This window comes from Barnesiella sp. ET7 (assembly GCF_024733785.1).
Lineage (GTDB): Bacteria > Bacteroidota > Bacteroidia > Bacteroidales > Barnesiellaceae > Barnesiella > Barnesiella merdigallinarum.
Genome location: NZ_JANRHM010000058.1, coordinates 1 through 912 on the forward strand (window position 1 = coordinate 1; position 912 = coordinate 912).

The window sequence follows — 912 nt, forward strand, 5'->3', positions numbered from 1 at the left end:
CTCCTGGACCCCGCATCGAGTGCTGGGTGACGGGGAGAGTCATTCCGCACCGTGATGCGGAATCCAGAAATACTCGGGCAGTGATTTCACATCAGGGTCGTTTCCTTGCTCGTACCTCTTTTTAGAACGCACGGGTTGTACGTCCCTATGTTTTCCACAAGCGGCTCACAACTGGACCCCGCATCGAGTGCAAGGTGACACGCTGTTGCATTTTCGTCTCTATTTGCTTGGATATGTGCAGGAAAATTCATACCTTGACGCATGAAAACAGGATGTTGAATTTTCGGTATATATTAAATCCAACGCTATGAAATCCAAGTATGCAATTTTGACGGGTGTAATCTTCACCCTCTTATCGGCACCGTTATGGGGGCAGGTATCTAATGACGAGTCAAAGAGAGAAAGAGGGTACCTGCAGGTGCCGGAGCTTGTCTTTAAAGACTCTCTGTTCTTGCAACGTATAGACTCACTTGTTTTTAATTCGATTTGTTTCAACTTGCATAAGTTGGATAAAGGTAATTTTGAGGTATATTACATTGATTCGGAAGAGTCCCGGCTGAGATTTGATTTATATCCCGAATTTGAATTTCGCGGAGGTACAATAACCGGATATTTTGAATATAAAAATTTTTCTTTCGTTTGGTATGGAGTTATTCCCGATTCGCTATGCGAGGTATCAGACAGGAAACGGGAGTTCTCCTATTGGAAAGGAGAGAATGGCGATTCGGTTATCTCCGTGTATTTGGGTTACGTCGAGGGCTCGATAAAATCTATGGGAATGGATTGCCCCGATTTGGATATGAAGCGTTCATTCTATGATGAGGACTAACAAAATTCTGTTTAACGGCTATGAAAAAGTGTATGATTTATGTGTTGCTGTCACTGATAGGTGTACCAACCATACAGGCCCAA

At 43.5% G+C, this 912-nt stretch carries 1 protein-coding gene; it reads left to right on the forward strand.

The features are described 5' to 3' along the window. The first annotated feature begins 307 nt into the window (after positions 1-307). The gene (locus NW211_RS13880) at positions 308-829 is read left to right on the forward strand and encodes a hypothetical protein (protein WP_258328273.1); all 522 of its coding nucleotides are present in this window, start codon (positions 308-310) and stop codon (positions 827-829) included. Positions 830-912 lie beyond the last annotated feature (83 nt).